Source organism: Streptomyces kronopolitis, assembly GCF_014646275.1.
Classification (GTDB): Bacteria; Actinomycetota; Actinomycetes; order Streptomycetales; family Streptomycetaceae; genus Streptomyces; species Streptomyces kronopolitis.
In genome coordinates this window covers 88,759-110,667 of sequence record NZ_BMND01000021.1, presented here as the reverse complement: position 1 = coordinate 110,667, position 21,909 = coordinate 88,759, and the positions used below count along the sequence as shown (strand labels likewise).

Genomic DNA, 21,909 nt, shown 5'->3' with positions numbered 1-21,909 from the left:
GTCCGGGTGGTTGGGAAAAGCCGCGCCGTGGACGGGCGACGCCGCTGGGGTGGGGCAGCCTGCCGGTGGGGATGGTGGTTGCGCTCCGGGCGGGGGACGGCCGCGCCGGGTCAGGTGCGGTCGATGTGCACGCTGGTGGACTTCACGCGGGCGGTGGCCTGCATGCCGACCTCCAGTCCCAGTTCCTCCACCGCTTCCCGGGTCAGCAGGGACACCAGGCGGTGCGGCCCGGCCTGGATCTCGACCTGGGCGGCGACATCGCCGAGCTTGACGGCGGTGACGATGCCCGGGAAGGCGTTGCGCGCGGAGGTGTACGCGGTGTCGTCCTCGCCGGTGCCGTTCTGCGCCACCTCGATGGAGAAGGCGGCCAGATCACGGCCGTCGATGAGGCGGCGGCCGCCGTCGTCGCGATGGGTCGCGACCCTGCCGGCGTCCGCCCAGCGGCGGGCGGTGTCCGGGCTGACGCCCAGGAGCCGCGCCGCCTGCCCGATCGTATAGGACTGCATGTGCAGCAAGATAGGCAAAAGCAGCTCGCATTTGCAATCCATCAGGCGAAGCTCCATGGCAGATGCCAGCTCCATTGGAGGAACTGACGGCCATTACGGCAGCCGGCGGTCGGCCGTCGTGAATGCCGGACGAATTCTCCGTCCGGCAGCGGTGTGGGACGCCGTCGGATATCCCCCCGGTGCCCGCGAGGTGCGCCCTGGCGACCGGCCGGAAGGCGACTAGAGTGCCGCCGACAGAACAGAAAACCACGCCAGGAAACCCCCAGGTTTTCCCCTCCCGGTGAGGCACATTCCATGAGCCTGAGCATCCGTAACCAGATTCCCGGCACCGTTCTCTCCGTCACCCCCGGCGAGGTCATGGCAACCGTCAAGGTGCGGCTGGAAGGCGGTCAGGAAATCACCGCCGCCATCACCCTGGAAGCGGTGCGGGAGCTCGGCCTCGCGGCGGGTTCCGCGGTGCGCACCCTGATCAAGTCCACCGAGGTCGCGCTCGCCACCCGCGCGGTCGAGGGCGTCAGCATCCGCAACCGGATCCCCGGCACGGTCACCGAGGTCGCGACCGGCGGCGCGATGGCCGGCGTCAAGGTCGCCGTCGCCGGCGGCGAGCTGACCGCGGCCATCACCAGGGACGCGGTCGACGACCTGGGCCTCGCGGCCGGTTCGGAGGTCACCGCACTGATCAAGTCGACGGAGGTCTCGCTCGCGACGGCCTGAGAGGGGCCGGGCCCGGGCGGCCGCGGTCCGTCCGTGCGCAGAACCGCCGGAGAACCAGGTGACAGCGCCGGGCTCGGCACGCGAGACTCGCCTCATGCGCGACCGTGTGGAAACACCCTCGGGACTGGTGCTCCGCCGCTGGACCGGCGGCGACGCGGCCTCCGTACTGGCCGCGTTCGCGGACCCGCTGATACGCACGCAGTCCGTCACCCCGGTGGACACGCCGTCGGCCGCCGAGCGGCGGATCGCCCAGCGGACTGCCCGCTGGGCCGACGGGTCCGCCTTCGCCTTCGCCGTGGTCGACGGCGCGGACACCGTGCTGGGCCAGGTGTCGGTCGGCCCGGTGGATCCGCGCCATGCCAACGGCTGGGTCTCCTACTGGACGACCCCGCCCGCCCGGGGCCGCGGCACCGCGTCCCGTTCCTGCCGCGCCCTGGCCCACTGGGCCTTCACCGACCTCGGCCTCTTCCGACTGGAACTGGGCCACCGCGTGGACAACCCCGCCTCGTGCAAGGTGGCCCGCTCCGCCGGCTTCCCCGTGGAGGGCCTGGAACGCCAGAAACTCACCTACGACGGCGCCCGCTACGACGTGGAAACGCACGCCCGATTGGCCACGGACCCGGAGCCGGCAGCGGGGTGACGGCGGGGCGGGGCCCCTCGCCGTTGTCGAAATCACCCCGGGTACACCCAGCACCGGGACGTGAGGGGAACCGCTGAGCCAGTCGGCCATATCCTGCTCAGGAGGGCAACGGAGCATCGTCACCCGGCTGCCGCGGGGAAGGCTGATCTCGATGCTCGCTCCGAAGCGCTCTGCCGCATGCCGCCCTCATGCACCACGCCGGACGGCCGACCAGTAGGCCATGCTCCATCTGAAGTGCTGGAGTCTGGAGTTCTGCAGTGCTGAAGCACTGGGCGGATATGGCGGGTTGAAGGACAGGCTAAGCCCGGTCCGTCGGGTCCCAGGCGCCGACCCAGATGGCGGTGATCGCGCTGATGTAGCGCGCCCCGCAGCGGTCGGAGGGGACCACGAGCTGGCTGCCCGTCCCGTCGAGCGGGTGCCCGTCGAGAGCGGTGGCCAGCAGGATGGGCGCGTCGCCGAAGTCGGCGTCGATCTCCGCCCAGGACAGCACCGTGTGATGGCCGTCCCCGCCCGTGACGGACAGCAGGAAGCGGGAGCGGTCCTTGCGCCGGCGGGCGTCGAAGGCCGGGCGCGCGGTGTCGAGGACGTCCCGCAGCAGGGGCCCGTCGAAGGTGTGGCGCCGGAGCCCTTCCTTGGCGCAGTCGAAGACCACCTCGGTGCGCCGCTGGGGCCACCGCTCCCGCAGCTCCGCGACGGTCAGTGCGAGCGGCCGCCGCAGCTGACCGCGGATCAGCAGGCGCCGGGGCCGGGCGGGTGCGGCTCCGCCAGGTGCCGGGCGGACGGCGGGTGCGGATTCGCCGGGTGCCCGGCGGACGGTGGTGGCGCGGGACGGCGGGACGGGACGGCTCATGCGAGACCCCCTTGAGGCGCTCCGTGCGGCGGCGGCTGCCTCCCTGTGATGCCCGACCGGCCCACCGCCGAATCACGGATGCCAGGGATATTGGCATCTTCAGCTCGCTGGCGGGAAGGGTAAGGGGCCAGTTGCGCGGTATGTGCGGTCAGGTCGGCTGCTCGGAGGCGGCGGGGCCGGGGCGGGTCACCTCGCGCCTTCGCGTGGCGGGCGCGGTCCGGACGGTGTGCCCGGGGCGGCACCGGCGGCGCGATGCTCGGTGAGGGCCAGCCACACCGCGTCCCGCAGCAGCGGGAGTTCGGTGAAGCGCACCCCGGTGGCGTCGCGCAGGGCGTTGGCCAGGGCGGGGGCCACCGGGTTGAACGGGCTCTCGCTCATCGACTTGGCGCCCAGCGGTCCGATGGCGTCCGAGGTCTGCATGAAGTGCACCTCGGTGCGCGGCACATCGGCGTACGCGGGCAGCCGGTAGCGGCGGAACGCCGGGGTGACGACCTTGCCGCGGTCGTCGACGAGGACCTGCTCGAAGAGCGTCGCGCCGAGTGCCTGGGCGACGCCGCCCTCGACCTGGCCGCGGCACTGGAGGGGGTTCATGACCTTGCCCGCGTCGGCGGAGTGGACGCTGCGCAGGATCCTGATCTCGCCGGTGCCGGGGTCGACGGCGACCCGGAACCACTGGGCGTTGAAGGCCACCGAGCGGGGCGAGCCGCCCCAGTGCCCGTCCGCCGTCAGGCTCACGTCCGCGCGCCGCGCCGCCTCGTGGAGTTCCTTGAGCGGCACGGTACGCCCGTCGCACTCCACCGCGTCCGCCCGCAGCCGGCACAGGCTGCGCGGGGTCCTGGCGTGCTCGGCGGCGAACGTCAGGAGCCGTTCGGCCAGGCCGTTGGCGGCCCGTAGTACGGCCTTGCCGGCCACCACCGTCCCGGCCGAGCCGAAGGCGCCGGTGTCGTGGCCGACCACGTCGGTGTCGGACTGGCGGACGGTGATCCGGTCCACGGTGGTGCCCAGCGCGCCGGCGGTGATCTGCTGGTGCACGGTGGTGGTGCCGTTGCCGAACTCCGCGGTGCCCACCGCGATGTCGTAGGTGCCGTCCGCCAGCAGGGTGACCGCCGCGTCGGCGAAGTGCCCGCCGGGCGGTCCGGTGGCGATCATCGACATCGCGCTGCCCTGGCCGACCAGCCAGCCCGCCGGGGCTTCTGCCGCGCTGCGGTCCTCCGCCAGGGCGTCGCGGACGACCTGGAGGCACTGGTCGAGGCCGTAGCTGGCGATGTGCAGGTCCTCCTCCTCGCCGCCGGGGCTGACCATCGGCTCGCCGGGGCCGATGATGTTGCGCTCCCGGAAGACCAGCGGATCGATGTCCAGCCGGCGGGCCAGCTCGTCCATCACCGACTCCACCGCGAAGGTGACCTGGCCCAGCCCGTAGCCGCGAAAAGCACCGGCCGGGACGCAGTTGGTGTAGACGGAGTAGGCGTCGACCTTCTTGTGCGGCGCGCGGTAGACGGCCATCGACTCGCCGACGCTGTGGAACATCACGGCGGGGCCGTGGTTGCCGTAGGCGCCGGTGTTGGCGACCACCCGCAGCTGAAGCGCCGTCAGGGTCCCGTCGCGCGTGGCGCCCGCCGTGACGCCGATGGTGAACGGGTGCCGGGTGGTGGCGCCGAAGAACTGCTCGGCGCGGGTGAACTCCAGCTTCACCGGCCGCCGCAGCCGCATCACGGCCAGCACCACGATGTCCTCCACCAGCATCTCCTGCTTGCCGCCGAAGCCGCCGCCGACCCGGCCCGCGACCACCCGCACCCCTTCCGGCGGGAGGTCGTACAGCGCGCACAGGGCGCGGCGGGTCAGGAACGGGACCTGGGTGCTGGAGCGGACCACGATCCGCTCGGCGCCCTGCCCGTCGGGCTCGAAGGAGGCGACGGCGCCATGGGTCTCCAGGCTGGCGTGCTGCACCCGCTGGGTGCGGAAGGTGCCCTCGTACACGACGTCGGCCCGCGCGAGGCCCTCGGCGACGCTGCCGGTCTCGCCGTGCACCTCGCCGGCCACGTTGTTCTCCGGCCGGGCGATCCGGCTCTCGGGCCCCTTGGCGTGCAGCACCGGGGCGCCGGGCCGCATCGCCTCCTCCGGGTCGAGGACATGGGGCAGTTCCTCGTACTCCACGACGATCCGGCGGCAGCCCTCCTCGGCGGCCGCCTCGCTGTCGGCGACCACGGCCGCGACCCGCTGCCCGGCGAACCGCACCACGTCGTCCAGCACCCGGGTGTCGTCGGGGTCCTCGGTGGGGTGCTCGTGCCGGGCCGTGGAGAACAGCCGCTCGGGGGCGTCGTGGTGGGTGAGGACGGCGTGCACGCCGGGGACCCGCAGCGCCGCGGAGGTGTCGAGGGAGACGATCCGGGCGTGGGCCAGCGGGGAGCGCAGCAGCTTCATGTGCAGCAGCCCCTCGATCTCGACGTCGAAGGTGTAGCGGGCGGTGCCGGTGACCACCTGCGGTCCGGCCGGCGCGCCCGGGCTGCGGCCGACCGACCGCCCCGGGCCGGGCGCCTCCACGTGCCGGACCCCGCGGACGGCGTCCTCGATCGCCCGGTAGCCGGTGCAGCGGCAGAGGTTGCCCTTCAGGGCCCGCGGCAGGTCCGCCAGCTGGTCCTCGGTCAGTTTCGCGGTGGTCATCAGGAAGCCCGCGGTGCAGAAGCCGCACTGGAAGCCCTGGGCGTCGAGGAACTGCTGCTGCACGGGATGGAGTTCGCCTCCCGGCTCGGCGAGCCCCTCGACGGTGGTGACCGAGCGGCCCTCGGCGCGCCGGGCCGGGTAGAGGCAGCTGTGGACGGGCTCGCCGTCGACGTGCACGGTGCACGCCCCGCAGTCCCCGGCGTCGCAGCCCTTCTTCACCCCGAACCAGCCGCGGTCGCGCAGATAGGTGCGCAGGCACTGCCCGGGTCGCGGTTCGGCGTCGAAGGGCCGGTCGTTGACGTGGATCGAGAAGCTCATCGCCCGGCCTCCCCGGTCAGTTCGCGGCGGATCTCCTCGGCCAGCCGCAGCGCCATGTGCCGGCGCCAGACCGGCAGTCCGTGCAGGTCGTCGTACCAGTCGAGCGCGCCGACGGCCCCGTCGAGCGCGGCGCGCAGCTCGTCGGCGGACGGCGGCAGCGGGAACCAGAGGTGGAACGGCCGTACGGTGGCGGCGGTGAGGGTCACCGCCAGCGAGCCGTCCTGCGGGTCGAGGGCGCCGATGACCAGGGCGCCGGAGCGGCCGAGCCCGTAGAGGGAGGCCTGCCGGAAGGCCGTGCGGCAGTGCAGCGCGCGGGCGGGCAGGGTGACCGAGCGGAGGAGTTCGCCCTCGCGGAGGTCCTTGCGGCCGGCGCCGGTGACGAAGTCGGCGGCCTTGCGGCGGCGCAGCGAGCCGTCCTGCGCGCGGAGCAGCACGGTGCCGTCGAGGGCGGCGGTCAGCGAGATCATCGGTCCGGCGGGCAGCGCGTTGCAGAGGTTGCCGCCGACGGTGGCCATGTTCCAGATCTTGAACGAGGCGAGGAAGGCGCGGCAGCACTGCTCGAACAGCGGTGCCGCCGGGGCGTCGTAGGACCGCGCGAAGTCGGAGAGCTGGGCGATGGTGCAGGTGGCGGCGATCTCCAGGGAGCCGTCCGGCAGCCGGGTCAGCGGCGGCCAGCCCATCCGGCTCAGGTCCACCAGGCGCCGCAGATGCGGCTGCGGTTCGGAGAAGAGGTAGGTGCCGCCCCCGAGCCAGGCGTCGCCGGTGCGCCAGGGGGCGTGCCGCCGGGCGTCGCAGATGTCGCGCACCGTGTTCAGATCCATGCCGCCGAGTGAAGCAACGCGGCACGGCTCGGCACGACTGGTGCGCAGCACGGAAAAACACCATCGCGGGGCCCGGGATCTGGAGGATCAACCAAGAGGGCTTCGGTCCTGATCGGCTGGCATTTACCATGCTGGGACTCGCATTCGCCTCGTGAATGTGAGATGCCGGGCCCGGTGCCCGGCAGCCGTCCAAGGAGTCCGCACATGCACGTCCAAGACCTCCTCCAGCTCGACGCGCTCGGCCTCACCCTGCTGTGGGGCGAGGGGCCGCTGCTCACCCGGGAGGTCAGTGGTGTCACCGCCACCGGCCTGGCGGACCCGGCCCGGTTCCTGCAGCCGGGCGAGCTGGTGCTGAGCGGACTGGTGTGGTGGGCGCCCGGGGACGGCCGCGCCGGGGCCGACCGCTTCGTCTCGGCGCTGCGCGCGGCCGGGGCCACCGCGCTGCTGGCCGGCGAGGAGACCCACGGCACGGTGCCCGACGTGCTGGCCGAGTCCTGCCGTGCGCACGGCGTCGTGCTGGTGGCGGTGCCCGCGCAGACCAGCTTCCGGGAGGTGACGGAGGCGGTGTATCTGCGCCAGTGGGGCGAGTTGAGCCGGCGCCCGCACGGGCACTACGCGCTGCCGGAGAACGTCCGCGGCGAACTCGCCGGCCTGCTCGCCGCCGACGCGGCCGCGGAGATCCTGCTGGAGCGGGCCTTCGCCCACCTGGGCGGGCCGCCGTGCCATCTGCTGACGGCGACCGGGCGGACGATCGCGCGCACCCCCGCGGCCCCGGAACTGACGGCGCGGCAGGCCGTCCGGGAGCTGGCCGGCACGACCGGCACCGGCCTGCGCATCGACGGCGAGTGCGGCCCGTACGACAGCTGGCAGCTGCACCTGCCGGACACGGCCGATGTCCCGCCGCGGGTGCTGCACGAGATCGCCGAGGTCCTCGCCCGGTGCCGCCGGCGCGACGAGCGGCGGCACACGGCCGGCCGGCGGGCGGCGGGCGAGCTGCTCGCCCTCGCCGGGGACGGTCCGGCCGAGGCCACGGCGCTCCGGGCCGCGCTGCACGCCTGCGGGCTGCCCGCCACCGGGCCGTACCGGACGGTGGTGGCGACGGCGGGCGGCGGGGACGACGGCCTCGCGGTGGAGGCGCTGGCGGAGGCGCTGCGGCACTCCCCCGGTGAGCCGTTCGCGGCCGGGCGGCTGCCCGGTGGTGAGGCGGCCGCGGTCGTCCGGGTGGACCCCGATGCGGGAGACGGCGGCCCGCTCGGTGAGCTGTGGCCGCTGGTGCACGCCTGCGGGCCGCGGGTCCCGCTGCACGCCGGTGTCAGCGGCCTGGTGTCCGGCGCCGAGGGCCTCAACTCGGCCCTGCATCAGGCACGTTACGCGCTGGCGGCGGCCCGCCGCGGGGATCCGGACGGCGCCGGGGTGACGTGCGTGGAGGATCTGAGCACGATGGGCGCGCTGCTGGCCGGGGTCCCCGCCGACGTCCGGACGGCCTTCAGCACCCGGGTGCTGGGCCCGCTGGCGCACGGCGGCAGTGCCTCGCACCGGATGCTGCTGGAGACGCTGGAGACCTTCCTCGCCCAGCACGGCTCATGGGCCCGGACCGCCGAGCAGCTGCATCTGCACGTGAACACGGTGCACTACCGCGTCCAGCGCATCGAGCGGCTCACCGGCCGGGACCTCTCCCGGCTCGATCACAAGCTGGACCTCCAGGCGGCGCTGCTGTGCCGCTGAGCGCCGGCGGGTGCGGGCGGCTCATCTCCCGTCGGGCAGGTCGATGTGCACATGGGTGGACTTCACCCGTGCGGTGGCGGTCACCCCGACCTCGATGCCCAGCTCCTCGACGGCCTCGCGGCTGACCACGGAGACCAGCCGGTGCGGCCCGGACTGGATCTCGACCTGGGCGAGCACCTCGTCCAGGGTCACTCGGGTGACGATCCCGGCGAACGCGTTCCGCACCGAGGTCAGCACCTCGCCCGGCACCGGATGCAGCCCCGTGCCGCGCTCCTTGGCGAACGCCGCGAGGCTCACCCCGTCGATCACGCGGTTTCCCGCACCGTCCCGGTCCATGTGGAGCTGGCCGCCGTCGGCCCAGCGGCGGACGGTCTCCGCGCTCACTCCCAGCAGCCCCGCTGCCTGACCAATGCTGTACGTCGGCACCCCCGCACTCTAGAGGGTGCCTCCACCGTCCCCGGAGGTGCGCCGCCGCCCCCGTCCGGCCCGCTCCGCTCCCGCGGGCCGGACGCGGCGGTCAGTTCACCGGATCGGCTGCGCCGGCGCCCGGCCGTCGCGGCGACGTGCCGTCCGGCGGTGTCCATGCGACGAGTTCCTCCAGCGCCGGCAGCGCGTCCCGGAGCAGCCGCTGCCGGTCGGGGGGCAGCTGGCCGATCCGCTCGGCGAGCAGTCCGGTGGTCTCCCGGCGGACCTCGTGCAGCAGCGCCAGCCCCTCGTCGCTCAGGCTGATCAGACTGGCGCGCTGGTCGGCGGGGTCCGGGCGGCGGGCGAGCCAGCCATGGCCGTCGAGCAGATCCACCATGCGGGAGGTGGTGGACAGCGCGATGTTCATCCGGGCGGCGAGTTCGCTGATGCGCAGCGGGCCGTGGGCGGCGAGCGCCGCGAGGGCGGCGGTGCGGCTGGGGGTGAGATCGCGGTTCTGCTGCTGTCCGCGGAGCAGGGGCAGCAGCTGCTGGACGACCGCGCGCAGCCGCCCGGCCAGCTCCGCCGGTTCGGCGGGGGACGACGGCCGCCGGGGCGGCTCGGCGGACTGTTCCATCACGGGCTCCCGGGGTGTGGTGGCGGTGGCGCGGGGGCCGCCGGGCCGGTGCCGGCGGGGGTTCCGTCTCCGGCGGCGGGTGCCGGCGGGGGTGCCCCGTCGACGGCCGCCGCGACCGGTGCCGGTGCCGGCAGTGCCCGGGTGCGCGGCCGGTCGTCGTGGACGTAGCGCCCGCCGCGCAGCAGCGAGGCGACGGCGGCGATCAGGCAGGCGGCGGTGGCGAAGCCGAAGGCGACGGCCAGCCCGTCGTGGAACGGCTGGGAGATCAGCTGGGGGAAGAACTCCCGGCCGGTGAGGTAGGCGGCGTGCCCGGGCGGCAGGTGGTGCAGGACCTGCGGTCCCAGGAGGGTCTGGACGGGGTTGTAGCCCAGGAGGGAGGCGAACAGCACGCCGACCGGCGGCAGCGCGGCGATCTTGGCGGCGTCGGCGGCCGGGACGCCCTGTGCGGTGAGCCCGGTGCTGAGGGCGTGCGGCAGCGAGCGGGCCAGGCCCGCGATCATCAGGGAGAAGAAGATGCCGATGGACAGCACCATCGCCGAGTTCTGGAAGGTGGTGCTGATGCCGGCGCCCACCCCGCGCTGGTCGGCCGGCAGGCTGTTCATGACCGCGGCCCGGTTGGGGGCGGCGAACAGGCCCATGCCGATGCCGTTGAGCAGCAGGATCAGCGCGAAGCCCGGGTAGGCGAAGTCGACCGGCAGCGTCTGCAGCGCGACGAAGGTGCCGGCCGCCAGCAGCATCCCGCCGGTGGCGAAGGTGCGGGCGCCGAACCGGTCCGACGCCCATCCGGAGACCGGCCCCGCCACCAGGAAGCCCAGCGTCAGCGGCAGCATGTAGATGCCGGCCCACAGCGGGGTCTCGGCGAAGCCGTAGCCGTGCCGGGGCAGCCAGATGCCCTGGAGCCAGATGATCAGCAGGAACATCAGGCCGCCGCGGCCGAGCGAGGCGAGCAGGCCGGCGAGGTTGCCGGCGGTGAAGGCCCGGATCCGGAAGAGCCCCAGCCGGAACATCGGATCCGGCACCCGCGCCTCGACCACGCAGAAGACGGCCAGCAGCAGCACCCCGCCGCCCAGCGCGCCGAGCACCGCGGGGTTGCCCCAGCCCATGGTGTGCCCGCCGTAGGGCTGGATGCCGTAGGTGATCCCGGTGAGCACGGCGATCAGACCGGCCGCGAAGGTGAGGTTGCCCCACCAGTCCGGCCGGGCCGGGGTGCGCAGGCCGGTGTCGCGCAGCTTCCGGTACGCCCAGACCGTGCCGAACAGCCCGAACGGCACCGACACCAGGAAGACGAGCCGCCAGTTGACGGGCCCGAGCAGGCCGCCCAGGACCAGCCCGATGAAGGAGCCGGTGATGCCGGCGACCTGGTTGAGCCCCAGGGCCAGGCCGCGCTGCCGGGCGGGGAAGGCGTCGGTGAGGATCGCGCTGGAGTTCGCCATCAGCATCGCGCCGCCGACGCCCTGGAGGACCCGCATGGCGATCAGCCACAGGGCGCCGGCCGTGCCGTGCTGCCAGGTCACCGACAGCAGTACGGAGAAGACCGTGAAGACGGCGAAACCGAGGTTGTACATCCGGGTCCGGCCGTACATGTCGCCGAGCCGGCCGAAGCTGACCACCAGCACGGCGGTGACCACGAGGTAGCTCATGATCAGCCAGAGCAGCAGGCCCGTGTTGCCGGGCTGCAGCGGGTCCACGCCGATGCCCCGGAAGATGTCGGGGAGCGCGATGAGCATGATCGACATATTGATGGTGGCGATCAGCACGCCCAGGGTCGTGTTCGACAGGGCGACCCATTTGTAGCCCGGGCCCGGCGCAGGGCGGGGCCGGGGGCCGGATGCGGTCCGGTCACCGGAATCAGCAGCGGTTCTTCCCACGGGACACCACTTCCCACCGGGATTTTCACTTGCTTGACATCAACCAATTTACCTCGCACCGCGCGCGTCCGGCCAGGGGTGGACCGTGGTCGGGCGAGACCGTCCGCAGGGGGCCGCGCGCCGCCGCCGCGACCCGCCGCCCGGCCCCCGTGACACGCCTCGGCCCGGCCCCGAGACGCACCCCGGCCCGCCCCCGGGAGGCGCTCCGGCGCCACTCCCGGCCTGCGGCGCCGCCAGGTGGATGCATCCGAACAGAGCAGCCCGATCCGCCATCGGTGCGGCAATGTCACCCGGGGCGCCACACCGCACTGCTCCGCCGTTCCCGCTCTCTTGATCATCATCTTCCGGCTGCCGCAAGGGAGTTGAGAACGGGCGCGGGGCTGAGCCCTCATCACCATCGCCCGAAAGATGAGCACTCGTCCGATTTCTCCCATTGCGTCCGATAAATGACGATGTGAATCTGGTGTCCCATTCGTCGAAGGAGTTGATCGCATGGTTACGGATCGCACAGCGCCGGTCGAGACGGCCACCCTGGCCGCCGAGGTCGAGGGACTGCTTGCACCCGCCGAGGCCGACGGTGTTTTCCGCGATACCCGTGAGTGCAGCTCAGCGCTGCTGATTTTCGGGCTGCTGCTGATCTCGCCGCCCACCCCCCGGCCCAAGACTGACAACCGATAAGGCTGAGGGGAAAGCGTTGGCTGAACAGACGCAAGGAGCAGTCCCGCTCAGCGCTGTGATCGCCGATGCCGCAACCGGGGTCGCCCTCGCCCTGCGGGGTGAGGGCGGCCCTTATGCGTTGTCCGGCATTCTGCGGCACGGTGATGCGCTGACCCCGGCGGCGGTCCGGGTGCTCGGCGCCGACGCGCTCGCGCCGTACGCCATGGAGCACCGCGGGGCGCAGGCCGGCCCCGAGGACGAAGCGGTGGTCCGGCAGGCGCTGGCGGCCTATCCGCCGGGCGCGGACGCCACGGAGGTATCGGCGTGGACCTACCGGGGCCTGGTCGAGGCCTCGCACGCGTTTCTGCCCGCGGGCGCGCAGCCCTGGCCGGCACCGCCCGAGGCCGGCACCGGATGGGTCGCGCAGACCCCGTGGCCCCGGCTGTCGCACCGGGTCTCGCAACTCGCCGCGCTCGCGCTGCCCGGGCTGGCGCCCGGTCTCGCCGAGCAGCTCGCCGCCCGTACCGACGACCTGTCGCGCGGCTTCGTGCGGGCGGTGCGCCGCAGGGACTGGCTCCAGGCGGCCGGTCTGGGGCGCTGGCTGGCCCGGCTGCCCGACGTGGCGCCGACCCTGGGGCTCGACAGCGGGCTGGCGTTCGTCCGCCAGATGGGTGGCGCGGACCCGCGGGTGACGCTGCACATCGTGGCCGCGCAGCGCTTCCACGGACGGGGTTGGTGACCGGCGGGCGGGGCGACCCCGGGCTGCTGGACCGGATGGTCCGCGGCAGCCTGGGGTGGCTGGACGAGGCACGCGGCTTCTTCCGCCTGCCCCCGAACGTGACGACGGACGCCGATCCGAACCTGACCCTCAAACCGCTCGGCGAACTCGCCGAGCTGACCCAGCTCATCGGGGTGCTGCACCCGCGGGACGAGATCCGTCAGTCCGCCCGCGGGCTGTTCGCGTTCGCGTGGAACGAGACCCGCGACGGTGAGCTGTTCGCCGAGCTGATCCGCGGCGAGCCGTTCGCCACCTACCCCGTGGAGCTGTACGCGACCTTCGCCCAGGCCGGGCTGCGGCACGCCGACGCGGACGAGCTGGTGGCGACCACGACCCGGCTGCGCGGCTGGCGGGTGGCCCGCGAGGATCACACCCGCACCCTCAACGTGCTCAACGCCGAGCGCCGGCTGGGCCTGCGCCAGCACGCCGACTTCGCCGCCGTGCTGGCCCTGACCGGCCTCGGCCGGCTGCCGGAGCCCTGGACGCTGGACCGCAAAGCGGTGTACGGCCTGACCCATGACGTCTTCCACCTCACCGACTGGGGGCGCAACCGGCAGCGGCTGTCCCCCGAGGCCACCGGCTATCTGCGGCTGTGGCTGCCCTCCTGGCTGGACACCTGGCTGGAGGAGGAGACGTGGGACCTGGCGGGCGAGCTGCTGGCCGTGACGGCCACACTGCCCGACGCCCCCTACGACGCGGAGGCCTGGCAGCGGCTCGCCGCCGTCCAGGCGGCCGACGGCAGCGTGCCCGAGATCGGCGCCGCGCCGACCTCGGGCGACCCGGCCGAGACCTTTCTGGCCTGCTACCACTCCACCCTGGTGACCGCGTTCGCCGCCACCCTCGCCCGGATCGCCTGCGACGAGGCCGAGGCCGGTCCCGCGACCGGGGATCCGGCGCTGGTGGGCGGGCGGACCCCCTGCGAAAGCGAGAGTGCCCCGTGACCGTGACGGCCGCGTCCCCCGCCCTGCTGCACGCTGTCGGCGACCGGGCTCTGACCTGGCTCGACAACAACCGCGAGCGCTTCCGGCTGGCCCCCGGCGACTTCGCCGACAACGCCACGGTCACCGAGCGGCTCAAGCCCATCGGGGAGCTGGGGCTCAACATGCAGGTGCTGTTCCGGGAGGGCGTGGCCGGCTCCCGGCAGAAGGCGCGCGCCGGCCAGCTGCTGGACTTCGCCTGGCGCGAGCTGCTGGACGGCGGCAACGTGCTGGCCCGCCTCCAGCACGACGAGCCGCTGTCCCCGGTGCCGCTGGAGATCTACGCGACCTTCCACGAGCTGGGCCGGCGGCACCCGGGGCTGGAGGAGACGCTCGCGGTCAGCCGGCGCACCACCACCTGGACGACGCTGGAGATGGTGCCCAACCGGCGGCTCGGGGTGCTCAACGCCGAACGCAAGCTGGGGCTCGCGCCCAGCAGCGACTTCGACGAGGCCATGGCCCGCACCTGGCTGGGGCAGCTGCCCGAGCCGTGGACGGTGCAGCTGCACATCGCCTACGACATCACCCACACCGTCTTCCACCTCACCAACTGGGGCGAGGCCCCCGACCGCATCCCGCCGGCCGTCGCCGAGTATCTGACGCGGTATCTGCCGGCCTGGCTGGAGGACTGGGCGGACCTCGAACACTGGGACCTGCTGGGCGAACTCCTCGTCGTCGACGCCTGCCTGCCGCGGCCCGCCCTGGACGCGGAGCTGTGGGAGCGCTACGCCGCCGCGCAGTCGCCCGGCGGTGCGATGCCCATCCACCACGGGATGCCGCAGGGCGACCCGGCGCAGGTCTTCGACCAGGTGCACCACCCCACCCTGGTCGCCGCGTTCGCCTCCGCGATGGCCACCTCCCGGGCCATGTCCGCGGTCGGATGACCCCCGGCCTCCAGGGACCGGCGCTCGGTGACCGCCTGGCCGACGCCGTCACCCGCATCGACGCCCCCGACGTGGTGCTGGCCGTCACCCGGCACGGCCGGCGGACCGTGCGGACCGGCGGCTCGGCCCTCGCGCCGCCCACCTCGCGCCATGCGCTGCACTACGAACTGGGCTCGCTGTCCAAGACGTTCACCGTGCTGCTGCTGGCCGAGCTGGCGCGGGCCGGGGCGCTGTCCCTGGACGACCGGCTCACCGTCCATCTGCCCGGGCCGCCGCCGGCCCATCCCCGCTCGCGCCGGATCACCCTGCGGCAGCTGGCCACCCACACCTCCGGGCTGCCGCGCATCCCCGCCGATCTGATCCCCGGCGCGCTGGTCAAGCCGTACGCCAACGGCTACGCCCGCTACGACACCGAGCGGCTGCTGCGCGCCTTCGCCCGCACCCGGCCGCGCAGCCGGCCCGGCAGCCGCTGGCGCTACTCCAACTTCGGACTGGCGCTGCTCGGCCCCGCCATGTCCCGCGCCGCGGGCGACGGCTACCCCGCCCTGCTCACCGACCAGGTGCTCGGCCCCCTCGGGCTGACCGGCACCACGCTGGCGCCCGGCACCACCGGCACCGACGCGATCGGCCACCGGACGAACGGTACGACGCCGGTGCGCAGTACCGAGATGGGCGCCTTCGTCGCCGCCGGCGCGGTCCGCTCCACCCCCCATGATCTGCTCACCTACCTGGAGGCGCTCCTCTCCCCCGACGAGACCCCGCTGGCCGGGGCGCTGCGGGACGTGCAGGTGCCGCTGCTGCGGCGCGGCTGGCGCAAGCGCCACACCCACACCCTGACGTGGTATCAGCACCCGGCGCCGCGCGGGCCGCTGCTCTTCCACCTCGGCGCGACCTTCGGCCAGCAGGCGTTCCTGGGCTACCACCCGGCGTCGCACACCGGCCTGGTCGCGCTGGCCACCCGCCGCGGCCGGACCTGCCGGATGGCGGACACCGCCTACGACCTGCTGTACGCGCTGGCCGGCGAGTCCGCCGACTGACCCGCGGCCGCGGCCCGGCCGCTCACAGCTCGCCCGCCAGGATCCGGGCCAGGGAGGTGCCCGGGCACTCCTCGCTGGCCCGGTGGAAGGCGTCGGCGTACGCCTCGTCGCCGATCGCGGCGCGGGCCCGCTGCTCGCACTGCGCACGCACCGCGCGCAGCTCCGGGGTGCCGCGCTGGGGGTGTCCGACGGTGCGCCAGACGGCCTGGCCGCTGCCGTAGACGCGGGCGGCGGCCGCGCCGTCACCCTGGGCCGCCACCGCGGCGGCGAGCAGGTCCAGGCCGAGCGCGATCCCGAATTTGTCGCCGATGCCCTGCTTGGCCGCGAGCATCGCCCGGGCGTGCTCGGCCGACTCCTGGGGCCGGTCCTGGAACAGCGAGATCAGGGAGAGCTGGTAGTCGGTGTAGGAGCGGGTCCAGAACTCGCCGCGCTGCTCGCAGCCGCGGCGTAGTGCGGTCGCCGCGGCGCGGGCCTCGTCGAGCCGGCCCAGACCGGTGAGCGCGAAGATCTGCACGAGATGGCAGCGCAGCCGCCCGGGAGAGTCGAACGGGGAGTGCGGCGGCGGGCCGAGCACCTGCTCCGCGACGGTGTGCGCGGACATCGGGCGGCCGGCCATCAGATGGGTGAGGCCGATGAGGTAGCCGGCCTGGAGCACCGCCTCGGCGTCCCGCGACGCCCGCGCGGCGCGGGCGCACTCGCGGCCCAGCTCCTCGGCGGCGTCGAGTTCGCCCTGGAGCAGCACGGCGACGCCCAGCGTCCACAGCGCCCGGGTGCGGACCGGGCCGGTGCCCTGGTGGGCGGCCAGGGCCCGGGCCACGTACTCGCGGGCCTCGTACAGATGGCCGCAGCAGCTCCAGAAGAAGCCGATCGAGGCGCTGAGTTCCTGGGCGCCTTCCGGGTCGGTGGCCAGCAGGTGGTCCAGGGCGGTGCACAGGTCGACATGGGCGTCGGCGATCCGGCCGTACCAGGCGAGCTGGTCGGGGCCCAGCCAGCCCCGTTCGGCCCGGCGGCCGAGGGCGGCGAAGTGGGCGGCGTGCCGGTCGGCGAGGGCCGCCGTCTCGTCGAGTTCGGCCAGCCACATCCGGCCGTACTCGCGCAGGGTGTCGAGCATCCGGAAGCGGGAGCCCTCGCGGGTGAGCACCGACTTGGCGGTCAGGGCGGCCAGCGCGGTGCGCACCTGCGGCCCGGTGAGCGGTCCGCCGGCGCACACGGCGCTCGCCGACTCCTCGTCGAAGGTGCCGCGGAAGACGGACAGCCGGGCCCACAGCAGCCGCTCCAGCGGGGCGCACAGCTCATGGCTCCAGCCGATCGCGCAGCGCAGGGTGCGGTGCCGCGGCGGCCGCATCGGGCCGTCGCCGTCGAGGGCGTCGAAGCGGGAGGTGAGCCGGGCGGCGATGCGCTCGACGGAGCTGTGGGCCAGCTGCGCGACGGCGAGTTCCAGGGCCAGCGGGATGCCTTCGAGGCGCCGGCAGATGGCGGCGGCGGCCGCGGCGCTGCGCGGGGCGGTGAGCCGCAGGCCCGGGGCGGCGGCCGCGGCCCGGTCGGTGAACAGGGCCAGCGCGTCGTTGTCGCCCGTGCAGGGCAGCGGTCCGATGCCGGTGGTCCACTCGCCGGCGATCTCCAGCGGCTGCCGGCTGGTGACCAGCACGGTCACGCCCGGGGCGGCGGTCAGCAGATCGCCGAGGAGGTCCCGGCAGGCCGCGACGAGATGCTCACAGGAGTCCAGCACCAGCAGCATCCGCTTGTCGGCGAGCCAGGCGCACAGCGCCGCCACCGGCGTCCGCGCCGAGTGGTCGGCCAGCCCCACGGCATCGCAGACGCCCGCCACCAGCAGCCCGTCCCCCTGGAGGGGCCACAGATCGGCCCAGCAGACCCCGTCGGGGAAGCGGGGCGCGGCCGCGCGGGCGGCCCGCATCGCGATCCGGGTCTTGCCCACACCACCGGGGCCGGTCAGGGTGACCAGCCGGTGCTCCGTCAAGTCGTTGTCGATCCGGCGCAGTTCGGCTCGTCGACCGATGAAGGTGGTCGACTCCTCGGGAATGTTGCTCACCACCGGCCCAGTTTGCCCCAGCCGCGGCGTCCGGAGGAGCCCGGTGGTGGCGGCGGACCGGGGCACGAGGTTGACGGCGCGCCCCGCGGACGGCCGTCAGGGGGTGACGACGGGGAACGTGGGGTGCGGGGTGCTCAGGAGGCCCAGGAGTTGGCGCAGTGCGCCGGTCTCGCCGTCCTGTGCGGCCTCGTCGCCCGCTCCGCGGCCGTCGAGCAGGTCCGTCAATTGGGGCTTGGTGAGGGTCAGGGTGAGGTCCGGGGTGCGTTCCTTGGACGGGGCGGGCGCGCCGGGTGCGCTGAGGTGGGTGAGGGCGCCGTGGGAGAGCGTCAGCTGCCAGGTCCGGTCCTCGTCGGGGAGGTAGAGGTCGAGGGTGAGCGCGGTGGACCAGGCGCGGGGGCCGTCGATGCGCAGGGCGAGCGAGTCGAGGAGCTGGTCGACGGTCAGGGCCCGGGCCAGGTCGGGGCCGACGGTGTCCGGCCGGGTCTCGGCGAGGGTGCCGCGCAGTTCCATCGCACCGGTGAGGTAGAAGTTGCGCGCGGCGCCGTTCTCGGAGCCGTGGCCCAGCCGTTCGTAGACCAGGGCGAGTTCGCGCCGGGCGCGGAGGTTGTGGGGGTCGGCGAAGACGGCGTGGTTGAGCAGGGTGGCGGCGAAGCGCAGATCGCCGTCGGCGGCGTAGCGCTTGCCCGCGTCCACGGTGGCCTCGGTGCCGCCCAGCGTGTCGACGTAGCGCCGGGCCTGCTCGACCGGCGGGTGCTCCCACAGATGGGCGGGGTTGCCGTCGAACCAGCCCAGGTAGCGCTGGTAGATCGCCTGGACGTTGTGGCCCAGCGAACCGTAGTAGCCGTGGTGGGCCCAGACCCGCTCCAGCTCCGGCGGCAGCCGCAGCTCCTCGGCGATCTCGGTCGCGGTGAGCCCCTCGTTGAGCAGCCGCACGGTCTGGTCGTGCAGATAGGCGTAGAGGTCGCGCTGCCCGGCCAGCAGGGTCCGCACGCGTTCCTTGCCCCAGGTCGGCCAGTGGTGGGAGGCGAAGGCGACCTCCGTGCCGTCGCCGAACAGGGCCAGCGTCTCGCCCAGGTAGCGGGCCCAGGCCCGGGTGTCGCGGACGGCGCCGCCGCGCAGGGGCAGTGCGGTGTGCAGGGTGTGGGTGGCGTTCTCGGCCAGGCACAGCGCCTGGTGCGCCGGGAAGCCGAAGTTCATCTCGGCGGGCGCCTCGGTGCCGGGGGTGAGCTGGAAGACGAGGTGGACGCCGTCGACGATCTCCTCCTGGCCGGTGCTGGTGATGTCCACGGTCGGCGGGATGAGGGTCATGGTGCCGGTGGAGGGCAGGGTGCCCAGGCCGCAGCCGATCTGGCCGTCCGGTCCTTTGGGGAGCCCGGTCCCGTACAGGTAGACGGCGCGCCGGCGGTGCGCGACGCCGGCGTGGACGTCCTCGCCGACGGCGTGCGCGAGGAAGCCGGCCGGCGCGAGCACCGGCACGGGGTGGTGGCCGTGCGGCAGGACGCCGCGGGCCCCGCCGAAGTGGTTGCCGTGCGAGTGGGTGTAGAGCAGGCCGGTGACCGGCCGGTCGCCGCGGTACTTGCGGTAGAGCTCCAGGGCCGCGGCGGCGGTCTCGGCGGAGCGCAGCGGGTCGATGACGAGGACGCCGTGGTCGCCCTCGACCAGCGTCATGTTGGCCAGGTCCAGACCGCGTGCCTGGTAGATGCCGTCGGTGACCTCGTACAGCCCCTGCCGGCTCACCAGCCGGCCCTGCCGCCACAGGCTCTCGTGCGCGGTGTCGGGGCAGTTGCCGGCCAGGAATCCGTAAGCCTCGGCGTCCCAGACCACCCGGCCGTCGTCCATGGTGACCTCGGGCGGATCGAGCGCCGCGATGAAGCCGCGGTCGGCGTCGGCGAAGTCTTCGTGATCATCCACGGGCACAGCGCTCACGGGACGCCACCTCTCCGGGGCGAGGGGCCACAGTCGGAGGACCCATGTCACCGATTTAACCGAATTTACCCGGTTGCCGCATGCCTGGGCCCTCGGCGAGCGGGCCCGGAGCGGCCGGGCGCCCGCGGCGGGCGACGGGCCCGGCCGCCGGCCGAATTCCGTACGGCGGTGCGGCACCTGGCCTCAACGGCGTTACGGGCGGGGCCCGGCAGGGCACCACACCACCGACAGCCGCAGCCCGCGGCCGACGGCGCCGCCGCCCGGGTCCGTGATCCGGCAGGCCGGCGCCGCGCGACGACCGGAGCACCACACCACTCGCCCCGCCGCCCTGGCGCGGCCGTCCGCACGCCCCAAAGGAGGGACTCCGCTGTCCCCGTATGACGACCGCGCTTTCGGCGAGTTCACCGAGCCGTTCCGGCACGAGGCGGCGCACCGCGCCCGCACCCCGTCCGCCCGCCGCCCGCTCCCGGCGCGGCCGACGCGCCGCGGCCCGGCCTGGCTGCTGCCGGCCGCCGCGGCCGCCGGCCTGGTCGCCGGGGTGGCCCTGGCGCACGGTCTGCTGCTCGCGTGCGGGCTGGTGCTGGCCGGGCTGCTGGGGCGCTTCCTCACCGGCGGCGACCGCCGTGGGCGGGTGTGAGGTCCCGAGCGCCCCGCCGGCCCGGGTGAGGGCCCGCGGCGCCGAGCCGTACGGGTCCGCGCGCGCAGCCGCCGGCCGGCGCGCCCCCGGGGGGACGTACGGTCGGCGGCCCGCCACTCGCCCCCCGCGGGGAGCGCGTCTCAGGTGACGCGGCGGCTCTTCGACGCCGCGGCGACACACATGGCACCCAGCAGGAACGTCAGGGCGCCGATGACGACGTTGTTCCAGATGACGCCGGCGTCCGGAGCGCTGCCGACGATCCAGGGCGAGATGATCATCCACACGCCGATCGCGCACATCGCGCCGCTCAGGCCGTACATCCGCTCAGGTGTCACGGTGAACCCGACCGCCAGCAGGGCGATCGCGATACCGAGGATGAGGTTGTGCGTCACGAGCGCCGGCTGTGCGGCCGTGAAGTGGAGGATCCACGGCGAGACGGCGCAGTACAGGCCGACCAGGAACACCGGCCCGTCGACGAGTACCACGTCCCGCCCGCCGAGTACCCGGTCGTACCGGGCCTGCATCTCCGATGCATCGGGGTGACCGGCGAGATCTCCCCTGTGGTGTGAGACGTCGGCCATGCGACTCGCCTCCTTCGTTCGCAGAACTGGCCGTTCCCGCGTGGCTTCGGGCCGCGCTCTCTTTATTCTGCGCTTATGTCGCCTTTATGTGTAGATGAGCGGACAGGCGAATTGTGAGTGCGTGCCGCCGCACCCGCTCTCACCTGCGGTCGAGCGGCCGTCCGAGCCCCAGATTCCAGCGGCCGCCGCGGCCGCTCAGCTCGGTCACGGTCAGCGGGGGCACGTCCAGCCGCCAGAACGCCTCCTCGGGGACGCCGAGGGCGCACACCGCCGCGGCCCGTACGACATCCGGCTCGACGACGGCCACCACCCGGCCCGCCTCCTGGGCCTCCCGTGCCAGCCAGCCCGCGATCCGCGCGCACAGCTGCCGCAGCGACTCCCCGCCGTGCGCCGCGAAGTCCGGGTCCGAGAGCCAGGCGGACACCGCGGCCGGATCGCCGTCGCCGACCTCGGCCAGGGTCCGGCCGCGCCACGCGCCCATCGCACAACCCGCCAGCTCCGACGCGGTCCGGACCGCCAGCCCCAGCTCCCCGGCGGTCTCCCGGCACCGGACGGAGGGCGAGACGAGGCCCCGGCCGGCGGCCGGCAGTGCCCCGGCGGCGGCCCGCGCCCGGCGCTTCCCGGCCTCGCTCAGCGGACCGTCGTCGTCGAAGCGCACCTCGCGCTGCGCCTGTCCCGCGGCCGCTGAGACCAACATCACCCGCGTTGTCATGTCTCCTTCTCCCCCTTGCCGTCCGCGACGGTAACCGCTCTGATCCGCACAGGAGTTGCCCGTCCGGCGCGCCCTGTCCTGCACCACTCCGCCCCCTCGGCGGCCTTGGCCCGGGGGTCGGTTCGCGGTACCTTCCCGATGATATTGACGACGACATGACGGAAGCCGGTGGGATCCCGGCGCGGTCGCGCCACTGTATGTCCGGTTTTTTCCAGCCCAGCAGGGACGGAACCGGGCGAGCCAGACCCGGCATGTCGTCACGCTCTCCACCGACAAGGGACGCGAGTTCCCCGCACAGGAGGTACTGCCATGGCTCAGACCATCGCACCCCCGGCCACCGGCGCCGTCACCCCCACCCCGATCCCGCTCAAGGCCATCGCCCCCTGGGCCCTGTTCTTCGGCGTCCTCATGCTCGTCCTGCTGTACTTCATCGGCGCGGAACAGGGCGCGACCTCGCTGCTGTCCGGCACCGAGGTCCACGAGTGGGTCCACGACGGACGCCACCTCCTCGGTTTCCCCTGCCACTGA

Annotated in this window: 21 protein-coding genes; 10 read left to right on the top strand and 11 right to left on the bottom strand. The window is 74.1% G+C overall.

Annotated elements, in window-relative coordinates:
- Positions 1–110: 110 nt before the first annotated feature.
- Entirely contained in the window at positions 111–506 is a 396-nt protein-coding gene (locus tag IEY78_RS22140) for a TOBE domain-containing protein (protein ID WP_189100914.1), read from the bottom strand.
- Positions 507–800: 294 nt separating this feature from the next.
- On the opposite strand from IEY78_RS22140, the gene IEY78_RS22135 reads away from it, so the two are divergent.
- Positions 801–1,220 (top strand): TOBE domain-containing protein, encoded by a 420-nt coding sequence (locus tag IEY78_RS22135; protein ID WP_189100912.1) that lies wholly within the window; start codon positions 801–803, stop codon positions 1,218–1,220.
- 94 nt (positions 1,221–1,314) lie between these two features.
- Positions 1,315–1,860: a GNAT family N-acetyltransferase gene (locus tag IEY78_RS22130; protein WP_189100910.1), complete on the top strand. Its 546-nt coding sequence runs from the start codon at positions 1,315–1,317 to the stop codon at positions 1,858–1,860.
- Positions 1,861–2,158: 298 nt separating this feature from the next.
- On the opposite strand, the gene IEY78_RS22125 is transcribed toward IEY78_RS22130, so the two are convergent.
- The 3 genes from IEY78_RS22125 to IEY78_RS22115 form a co-directional block, all read right to left on the bottom strand.
- Positions 2,159–2,710: a molybdopterin-dependent oxidoreductase gene (locus tag IEY78_RS22125; protein WP_189100908.1), complete on the bottom strand. Its 552-nt coding sequence runs from the start codon at positions 2,708–2,710 to the stop codon at positions 2,159–2,161.
- A gap of 186 nt (positions 2,711–2,896) precedes the next feature.
- Positions 2,897–5,689 carry a molybdopterin-dependent oxidoreductase gene (locus IEY78_RS22120; RefSeq protein ID WP_189100906.1) on the bottom strand — a complete coding sequence of 931 codons (2,793 nt, stop codon included), beginning with the start codon at positions 5,687–5,689 and terminating at the stop codon, positions 2,897–2,899.
- Positions 5,686–6,510, bottom strand: a complete 825-nt coding sequence (locus IEY78_RS22115) for an FAD binding domain-containing protein (RefSeq protein WP_189100904.1) — start codon at positions 6,508–6,510, stop codon at positions 5,686–5,688. Before IEY78_RS22115 ends, IEY78_RS22120 begins: the two co-directional genes overlap by 4 nt.
- A gap of 204 nt (positions 6,511–6,714) precedes the next feature.
- Here IEY78_RS22115 and IEY78_RS22110 point away from each other — a divergent pair, with 204 nt between their 5' ends.
- Complete coding sequence (locus IEY78_RS22110; RefSeq protein ID WP_189100902.1) at positions 6,715–8,235, top strand: helix-turn-helix domain-containing protein; 1,521 nt, start codon at positions 6,715–6,717, stop codon at positions 8,233–8,235.
- 21 nt (positions 8,236–8,256) lie between these two features.
- On the opposite strand, the gene IEY78_RS22105 is transcribed toward IEY78_RS22110, so the two are convergent.
- The 3 genes from IEY78_RS22105 to IEY78_RS22095 form a co-directional block, all read right to left on the bottom strand.
- Positions 8,257–8,661 carry a TOBE domain-containing protein gene (locus tag IEY78_RS22105; protein ID WP_189100900.1) on the bottom strand — a complete coding sequence of 135 codons (405 nt, stop codon included), beginning with the start codon at positions 8,659–8,661 and terminating at the stop codon, positions 8,257–8,259.
- Between the two features lie 91 nt (positions 8,662–8,752).
- Positions 8,753–9,274, bottom strand: a complete 522-nt coding sequence (locus IEY78_RS22100) for a MarR family winged helix-turn-helix transcriptional regulator (protein ID WP_189100898.1) — start codon at positions 9,272–9,274, stop codon at positions 8,753–8,755.
- Positions 9,274–11,031 carry an MFS transporter gene (locus IEY78_RS22095; RefSeq protein WP_373294213.1) on the bottom strand — a complete coding sequence of 586 codons (1,758 nt, stop codon included), beginning with the start codon at positions 11,029–11,031 and terminating at the stop codon, positions 9,274–9,276. Before IEY78_RS22095 ends, IEY78_RS22100 begins: the two co-directional genes overlap by 1 nt.
- A 603-nt stretch (positions 11,032–11,634) precedes the next feature.
- Between IEY78_RS22095 and IEY78_RS22090 the strand changes: the two genes are divergently transcribed.
- Genes IEY78_RS22090 through IEY78_RS22070 form a run of 5 tightly spaced genes read left to right on the top strand, consistent with a single transcriptional unit; the run spans position 11,635 to position 15,475 of the window.
- Positions 11,635–11,820 (top strand): hypothetical protein, encoded by a 186-nt coding sequence (locus IEY78_RS22090; protein WP_189100894.1) that lies wholly within the window; start codon positions 11,635–11,637, stop codon positions 11,818–11,820.
- A gap of 16 nt (positions 11,821–11,836) precedes the next feature.
- Positions 11,837–12,538 carry a hypothetical protein gene (locus tag IEY78_RS22085; RefSeq protein ID WP_229700112.1) on the top strand — a complete coding sequence of 234 codons (702 nt, stop codon included), beginning with the start codon at positions 11,837–11,839 and terminating at the stop codon, positions 12,536–12,538.
- Positions 12,535–13,518, top strand: coding sequence for a DUF6895 family protein (locus IEY78_RS22080; RefSeq protein ID WP_189100893.1), 984 nt, complete (start codon positions 12,535–12,537; stop codon positions 13,516–13,518). Before IEY78_RS22085 ends, IEY78_RS22080 begins: the two co-directional genes overlap by 4 nt.
- Positions 13,515–14,438, top strand: a complete 924-nt coding sequence (locus IEY78_RS22075) for a DUF6895 family protein (protein WP_189100891.1) — start codon at positions 13,515–13,517, stop codon at positions 14,436–14,438. The genes IEY78_RS22080 and IEY78_RS22075 overlap by 4 nt, the downstream gene beginning before the upstream one ends.
- A complete protein-coding gene (locus IEY78_RS22070; RefSeq protein WP_189100889.1) occupies positions 14,435–15,475 on the top strand; it encodes a serine hydrolase domain-containing protein in 1,041 nt (346 codons plus the stop codon). The genes IEY78_RS22075 and IEY78_RS22070 overlap by 4 nt, the downstream gene beginning before the upstream one ends.
- A gap of 22 nt (positions 15,476–15,497) precedes the next feature.
- Here IEY78_RS22070 and IEY78_RS22065 read toward each other — a convergent pair whose 3' ends face one another.
- Together IEY78_RS22065 and IEY78_RS22060 are read right to left on the bottom strand one after the other, a co-directional pair.
- A complete protein-coding gene (locus tag IEY78_RS22065; protein WP_189100887.1) occupies positions 15,498–17,528 on the bottom strand; it encodes an ATP-binding protein in 2,031 nt (676 codons plus the stop codon).
- Between the two features lie 93 nt (positions 17,529–17,621).
- Complete coding sequence (locus tag IEY78_RS22060; RefSeq protein WP_189100885.1) at positions 17,622–19,451, bottom strand: alkyl/aryl-sulfatase; 1,830 nt, start codon at positions 19,449–19,451, stop codon at positions 17,622–17,624.
- A gap of 268 nt (positions 19,452–19,719) precedes the next feature.
- Between IEY78_RS22060 and IEY78_RS22055 the strand changes: the two genes are divergently transcribed.
- Positions 19,720–20,088: a hypothetical protein gene (locus tag IEY78_RS22055; RefSeq protein ID WP_189100883.1), complete on the top strand. Its 369-nt coding sequence runs from the start codon at positions 19,720–19,722 to the stop codon at positions 20,086–20,088.
- A 140-nt stretch (positions 20,089–20,228) separates the two neighbouring features.
- Here IEY78_RS22055 and IEY78_RS22050 read toward each other — a convergent pair whose 3' ends face one another.
- On the bottom strand, positions 20,229–20,669 hold the full coding sequence (locus IEY78_RS22050; RefSeq protein ID WP_189100882.1) for an SPW repeat protein: 441 nt from the start codon (positions 20,667–20,669) through the stop codon (positions 20,229–20,231).
- Between the two features lie 139 nt (positions 20,670–20,808).
- On the bottom strand, positions 20,809–21,366 hold the full coding sequence (locus IEY78_RS22045; RefSeq protein WP_229700111.1) for a histidine phosphatase family protein: 558 nt from the start codon (positions 21,364–21,366) through the stop codon (positions 20,809–20,811).
- A 324-nt stretch (positions 21,367–21,690) separates the two neighbouring features.
- Between IEY78_RS22045 and IEY78_RS22040 the strand changes: the two genes are divergently transcribed.
- On the top strand, positions 21,691–21,909 hold the full coding sequence (locus IEY78_RS22040) for a CbtB domain-containing protein (protein ID WP_189100879.1): 219 nt from the start codon (positions 21,691–21,693) through the stop codon (positions 21,907–21,909).

Coding starts and splice junctions, on each gene's coding strand:
- IEY78_RS22125 (WP_189100908.1), bottom strand. CDS start 2,710: ATGAGCCGTCCCGTCCCGCCGTCCCGCGCCACCACCGTCCGCCGGGCA.
- IEY78_RS22040 (WP_189100879.1), top strand. CDS start 21,691: ATGGCTCAGACCATCGCACCCCCGGCCACCGGCGCCGTCACCCCCACC.
- IEY78_RS22110 (WP_189100902.1), top strand. CDS start 6,715: ATGCACGTCCAAGACCTCCTCCAGCTCGACGCGCTCGGCCTCACCCTG.
- IEY78_RS22045 (WP_229700111.1), bottom strand. CDS start 21,366: ATGTTGGTCTCAGCGGCCGCGGGACAGGCGCAGCGCGAGGTGCGCTTC.
- IEY78_RS22130 (WP_189100910.1), top strand. CDS start 1,315: ATGCGCGACCGTGTGGAAACACCCTCGGGACTGGTGCTCCGCCGCTGG.
- IEY78_RS22050 (WP_189100882.1), bottom strand. CDS start 20,669: ATGGCCGACGTCTCACACCACAGGGGAGATCTCGCCGGTCACCCCGAT.
- IEY78_RS22140 (WP_189100914.1), bottom strand. CDS start 506: ATGCAGTCCTATACGATCGGGCAGGCGGCGCGGCTCCTGGGCGTCAGC.
- IEY78_RS22135 (WP_189100912.1), top strand. CDS start 801: ATGAGCCTGAGCATCCGTAACCAGATTCCCGGCACCGTTCTCTCCGTC.
- IEY78_RS22090 (WP_189100894.1), top strand. CDS start 11,635: ATGGTTACGGATCGCACAGCGCCGGTCGAGACGGCCACCCTGGCCGCC.
- IEY78_RS22115 (WP_189100904.1), bottom strand. CDS start 6,510: ATGGATCTGAACACGGTGCGCGACATCTGCGACGCCCGGCGGCACGCC.
- IEY78_RS22070 (WP_189100889.1), top strand. CDS start 14,435: ATGACCCCCGGCCTCCAGGGACCGGCGCTCGGTGACCGCCTGGCCGAC.
- IEY78_RS22100 (WP_189100898.1), bottom strand. CDS start 9,274: ATGGAACAGTCCGCCGAGCCGCCCCGGCGGCCGTCGTCCCCCGCCGAA.
- IEY78_RS22120 (WP_189100906.1), bottom strand. CDS start 5,689: ATGAGCTTCTCGATCCACGTCAACGACCGGCCCTTCGACGCCGAACCG.